This is a genomic window from bacterium (assembly GCA_029210545.1).
In the GTDB taxonomy this organism is placed as follows: domain Bacteria; phylum BMS3Abin14; class BMS3Abin14; order BMS3Abin14; family BMS3Abin14; genus JARGFV01.
Genome location: JARGFV010000139.1, coordinates 1 through 5,632 on the forward strand (window position 1 = coordinate 1; position 5,632 = coordinate 5,632).

General features: G+C 58.5%; 5 protein-coding genes. All 5 read left to right on the forward strand.

Annotated features, from left to right (window positions below; translation table 11 throughout):
* The first annotated feature begins 202 nt into the window (after window positions 1-202).
* The 5 genes from P1S46_11120 (at window position 203) to P1S46_11140 (ending at window position 5,202) form a co-directional block, all read left to right on the forward strand.
* Window positions 203-1,432, forward strand: coding sequence for an amino acid ABC transporter substrate-binding protein (locus P1S46_11120; GenBank protein ID MDF1537027.1), 1,230 nt, complete (start codon window positions 203-205; stop codon window positions 1,430-1,432).
* A gap of 232 nt (window positions 1,433-1,664) precedes the next feature.
* Window positions 1,665-2,747: a branched-chain amino acid ABC transporter permease gene (locus P1S46_11125; protein ID MDF1537028.1), complete on the forward strand. Its 1,083-nt coding sequence runs from the start codon at window positions 1,665-1,667 to the stop codon at window positions 2,745-2,747.
* Entirely contained in the window at window positions 2,744-3,742 is a 999-nt protein-coding gene (locus P1S46_11130; protein ID MDF1537029.1) for a branched-chain amino acid ABC transporter permease, read from the forward strand. The genes P1S46_11125 and P1S46_11130 overlap by 4 nt, the downstream gene beginning before the upstream one ends.
* Window positions 3,743-3,752: 10 nt before the next feature.
* A complete protein-coding gene (locus P1S46_11135; GenBank protein ID MDF1537030.1) occupies window positions 3,753-4,502 on the forward strand; it encodes an ABC transporter ATP-binding protein in 750 nt (249 codons plus the stop codon).
* A complete protein-coding gene (locus P1S46_11140; GenBank protein MDF1537031.1) occupies window positions 4,495-5,202 on the forward strand; it encodes an ABC transporter ATP-binding protein in 708 nt (235 codons plus the stop codon). The genes P1S46_11135 and P1S46_11140 overlap by 8 nt, the downstream gene beginning before the upstream one ends.
* The last annotated feature ends 430 nt before the right edge of the window (window positions 5,203-5,632 follow it).

The following is a 5,632-nucleotide window of genomic DNA, read 5'->3' on the forward strand; positions in this document are numbered from 1 at the left end:
TGTCGCCCCCTTGCAAAAGTTGAAGTAGGGGACATTTGTAACTTGGACAGAGGGGACATTACTACTTTGGACTAACAATCGGGTGGTGCGGGCATTTATAATGACGTTTTTTATGTTAGGATGCCAAGTTAAAGCGAGGCGTCCTTTCACAACGCTTCGATGGGGATTCACGAAACTGGCACCATTAGCAAAGGAGAGTACAATGAGAAGAAGGTTCACTGTTCTTATGTCAGTTCTCATGGTTGTCGGCCTGGCGGTTCCGTCCGCCTTCGCCGATATCGTCATCGGCCACCCGGCCACATTGTCGGGCTCCCAGGCCAAGGCAGGCGAACAGGCCGTCGGCGGTGTCAAGGCCGCCATAGACTGGGTCAACAACACCCGGGGCGGCGTCATGGTCGGCGGCAAGAAGATGATGCTCGATTACAAGGTCTACGACTGCGAGTCCAAGAAGGAGTCGGTCACGAGCCTTCTCGAGCGCCTCGTCACCACCGACAAGGTCAACTTTCTTTTCGCGCCCTACAGTTCGGGCCTGACCCTTGCCGGCGCCACGGTTGCCGAGAAGTACGGCGTGGTCTACATGGACCACGGCGGCGCTTCCGATAACATCTTCAAGCAGGGGTTCGAGTACGCCGTCCAGACCATCGGGCCGGGCTCGAAATACCACGCCGGTACCCTGGAGATGGTCAAGAAGATCGATCCTTCAGCGAAGAAAGTCGCGCTGGCCTACGAGGACTCCGAGTTCGCCCGGTCCGTCATGGACGGCGCCGAAATACGGGCCAAGGAACTGGGCTTCGATGTCGTGTTCAAGAGGACCTACCCCGCCAAGGTCACCGATCTGACGCCCCTGCTCAGCGACCTTAAAGCATCCGGAGCCGAGATCGTCATCGGCGGCGGGCACTTCCAGGACGGCCAGCTCATGAACAAGCAGATGGCCGACCTCGACATCAACCCCAAGCTCCTGTCCCTCATCGCCGCCGCCACCCTGCCCGCCTTCGGCGAGGCCCTTGGTGAGCTGGCTGAGGGCGTCATGGGACCCTCCCACTGGGAGTACGGCGTGACTTTCTCGGCAGAAGGCGCAAAGAAGCTCGGCAAGACCTGGATCGGTCCTTCCCAGGACGAGTATGTGGCCCTGTTCAAGAAGGCTGTTGAAAAAGACATGCTGCCCGACTACCACGCCGCTGAAGCCAGCGCCGCTGTCCTGGCCCTGGTCCTGGCCGTGGAAAAGGCCGATTCACTGGATAACGACGCTGTCCGCAAGGCTCTTGGCGACCTGACCTTCATGAGCTTTTACGGCGGCTGGGACGTCGACGACACCGGTCTGCAGGTCGGCCACTCCATGGTGGACGTCCAGTGGCAGGGTGGAAAGCGCATGATCATCTGGCCCGAGGCCGCCCAGACGGGCGCCCCGGCCTACCCGAAGAGAAAGTTCTAAAGCGACCCGACAGGGCCGGCAGCATCCGTTGCCGGCCCTTTTTTTGCGCGCTTCTATATTTTTTGTTACCGTTCTGGTAAATCCAGAGGAAACTGACGTTTCCAGTCTGCACCAGGGGTCTGGCGGAGAGCCTCACATGGACTCCTGGCTTTAGTGATACTCACTATTTTCGATAAACCGGCTTGCGGCGTGTCACGGTTTCCTGACGCGCCGCGGGGGAAGCGAGGGAAAGGTGCTTTTAGAACAGCTATCCGGAAACCTGCTGCAGGGTCTCGTTTTGGGGGCCGTGTACGGCATGGCCACCATGGGGCTCTCCCTCATTTTCGGGGTCCTGCAGGTGGTCAATGTGGGCCACGGCGCGTTCATCATGGTCGGTTCCTTCACCGCCCTGATGATGTTCCAGGGCATGGGTATACCGCCCGTCTTCGCCATCCCCGTGGCTATGCTCATCGGGATGGGGCTCGGGATGCTCTTTTACTACGGGGCCATGAAGCCTCTGGTCTCACCCAGCGGATCGGGCATCAGGAAAATGTCCCCGAAGGTCCTGGGCATGGCAGGCGGCGGTTTCGTCGGGATGCTCATCCTCATGTGGATCGGTTCGGGGCTGTTCAAGCTGAACGTGGCCATATACATCTTTGTCGGGATCATCTTCATTTACGGCTTTTTCCTGTACATCTACGGAGGGAGACGCCAGGACAAGGCTCCGGAACTGGCCACTCTCCTGGTCACATTCTCCCTTGGCGTCATCCTGGAGGAGGTTGTCAAACAGATATTCACCTCCGAGTCGAGGGGGTACAACTGGGACATCGGGAAACTGGACGTCGGCATCACGGTTTTTCCCTACCCGAAGCTTCTGGCGGCCTTCGGCAGCATGATGATCGCCATCCTGCTCTACCTGTGGTTCAAAAAGACCCGGGCGGGCATGGCCATGCGCAGCGTGGTGGAAGACGACGTGGGCGCCCGTGTCTGCGGCGTCGATGTGGACTGGCAGTACGCTCTGAGCTTTTCACTGGGCATCGGTCTCACCGTGACCAGCGGTGTTCTTCTCACCATGTTCATTCCGGTGGGGATCAACCCCTACATGGGCGGGCCCTACACCCTGAAAGCGTTCGTCATCGCCGTCCTCGGCGGTCTGGCAAGCCCCTACGCGGCGTTCTTCGGGGGGGTGGTGTTCGGGCTTCTGGAAAACGGTTCCTACACCCTGTTCGCCAACATCCCCGGGGTTGAGCCTTTCGCCATGACGAGGTTTTTCTCCTTCGTGATGCTCCTCGTGATCCTGCTGATCCGCCCCACCGGGCTGCTGAGGGCGAAATGATGAAGAAGATCGACAAATATTATCCCATCATACCTGTCCTGGTCGCCTACGCCGTCCTTCTCGGATACGGTCTGGTCAATCCCGGCAAGTGGCAGCTGGTTTCCCAACTGGCCTTTTACTGCACCCTGGGACAGGCGTTCAACCTGTTCATGGGGATGACCGGATACGTCGATTTCGGATACGTCGCCTTCATGGGTGTGGGCACCTACGGGATGGCCGTTTCCATCTACCATCTCTACGACAAGGGCCTCGGACTATGGATAGTCGTCATCGGCCTGGTCCTTGGCGCCCTGTTCGCAACCCTCCTTTCCCTGGCGGTGGGAGCCGTGGCCCTGAGATTGCGGGGGGCGTACTTTGCCATCGCCACCATCGGGGTCAACGAGGGGTTCCGATACCTTGTCGAGGGAGCCCGGATCTGGAACGGTTCAGAGGGCATGATCTTCACCCGGCATATGAAAAAGGCGATGGGCAGGGAGACAGCCATGGCCCTGTCAACCTTCTGGGCGGACATCCTGATGTTCGGGGTCGCCATCCTGGCCGCGGCCCTGACCCTTGTCTACATGAGGAACAAGGTGGGCTACGCCCTGACGGCCCTCAGGGAAGACGAGGACGCCGCCAAGGTCATGGGGATTAACGTGACGAAGTACAAGATCATCGCCTTTATCACCAGTGCCGCCATGGCAGGCCTGCTGGGCGCCACGGCCTGGGCCCTGAAGCTCAACTATGTCTACCCTGCGGACGTGTTCGAGATCCACTACACGGTGGAGGCGATCATCATCGTTCTGCTGGGCGGCGCCGGGACCCTTCTCGGACCCATCGTGGGCGGACTGATCTACGGGATCTCCAAATATTACCTGTCCATTGTGCTGCCCGGATTCCAGCTCCTCATCTTCGCTCCCATCATCATCGGCATCATCGTCCTGTTCCCCGAGGGAACGGTGGGAGTCCTCAAGAAGAGGCTCATGGGTACACCACTGCAAAAATACGTAATCTGAGGATTGAAACATGCCCCTGTTAAGATGCGAGAACGTAACGAAACGGTTCGGCGGCCTGGTGGCGGTCGACGACATGACCTTCCAGATCCACCCCGGAGAAACGCTGGCTATTGTCGGCCCCAACGGAGCCGGGAAAACGACCATGTTCAACCTCATCAACGGTGTGTTCCCCGCGGACGAGGGCAGGATCTGGTTCGAAGGCGTGGACGTCACCAATTACCCTGCCTACAAGAGGGCCCATCTCGGGATGGGGCGCACCTTCCAGATCCCCAGGCCTTTCTCTTCGGCCACCGTTCAGGAGAACATCGCCATCGGAGCCATGTTCGGCGCGTCCGGCAGCGAGACATCCGTGGACAAGGCCATGGAGATGGCCGATTACTACATCGATCTCATCGGGCTTAAAAATTACCGTGACAAGCCGGCCGGAGGTCTTACCCCCATCGAGAAAAAACTGGTGGAAATCGCCCGATCACTGGCCATGAAGCCCCGGCTCCTGCTCATGGACGAGTCCATGGCAGGGATGAACCCCAAGGATATCGACGAGATGGTCAAGTTCATCAAGCATATCCGGGATACCGAGGGGATCGCCATCGTGGCCATGGTGGAGCACATCATGAGGGCGGTGGCGGGTCTGGCTGAAAGGGTCATCGTCATGCACCAGGGAGCGCTGCTCGTGGACGAGGCAACAAGGGAGGCCCTCACCGACCCCAGGGTCATCGAGGTCTACCTGGGAAGGCCCGCGGAGGAGTACGATGCTTAAGGCCGAGAAGATCGAATCAGGTTACGGACCGATGCAGGTCCTCTGGGGCCCGAATGTCGAGGTCAAGGCCGGAACCATCACGTCCCTGCTCGGACCCAACGGGTCAGGAAAGTCGACCCTCCTCTGGACCATCCTGGGATCGGTCAAGGCCCGGAGCGGGACGGTGACATACGAGGGAAATGACGTCACCACCCTGCCGCCCCACAAGAAGGTTGACCTTGGGCTCACCATGGTCCCTGAAGGAAAACACCTGTTCAAGGAGATGACCGTTTACGACAACCTCATCATGGGCGCTTATCGCAAGGAGGCCCAGGCGGTCAGGGAAGAGAACCTCGAGCTCGTTTACTCCATGTTCCCCATATTGAAGGAGAGACACATCCAGAAAGCCGGATCCCTTTCAGGGGGGCAGCAGCAGATGGTCACCATCGGCAGGGCGCTCATGACCAGGCCCAAGCTCATCATGATGGACGAACCCAGTCAGGGACTGGCTCCCAAACTTGTTCACGAGATCTTCGAGACCATCGAGAAGATGAAGGAGGATGTCGGCCTGACGATCCTCCTGGTGGAGCAGAACGCGGCCGCGTCCCTGAGCGCGGCTGACTACGTTTACGTCATGCACGAGGGCAGTATCAAGGCCGAGGGAACACCGGACGAGATCAAGGGGAGTGATGAGATCAAGGAGGCGTACCTGGGGATGTAGTTTACGGTTTACAGTTTACGGTTTACAGTTAACCGTTGATAGGGTCGCGAAAAGTCCAGTCAAGACTTTTCCTGGTTCATTGATTTGGGCACCCCGCGCGGGGCGCGTTGATGGACTTTTTGCGAGTCCATCACCATTTACAGTCAGATCGTAGCGCCGGCCGATGGCCGGCGCATTTTTGTACTGTTAACCGTATACCGTGAACTGTAAACAGCCGGAGTTGGATTCCAGCACCAGATATTTTATGGTATTCATAAAAAATGATGCCAGCACGAAAAGCCTCTACACATCGTAATGGATCCAACTCCGGCTTTACACTCATCGAAGTCATGACCGCGGTGACCATCCTCGCACTCATGGCCGCCATGACCTTTACGGTGGTCTTCGGCGCCGTTAAGCGCTCCCGGGTCATCGACGCGCGGTCCGAGCT

Bases quoted from the DNA above. Each gene is read 5' to 3' on its own strand.
- P1S46_11120 (MDF1537027.1), top strand. From the start codon at position 203: ATGAGAAGAAGGTTCACTGTTCTTATGTCAGTTCTCATGGTTGTCGGC.
- P1S46_11130 (MDF1537029.1), top strand. From the start codon at position 2,744: ATGATGAAGAAGATCGACAAATATTATCCCATCATACCTGTCCTGGTC.
- P1S46_11135 (MDF1537030.1), top strand. From the start codon at position 3,753: ATGCCCCTGTTAAGATGCGAGAACGTAACGAAACGGTTCGGCGGCCTG.
- P1S46_11140 (MDF1537031.1), top strand. From the start codon at position 4,495: ATGCTTAAGGCCGAGAAGATCGAATCAGGTTACGGACCGATGCAGGTC.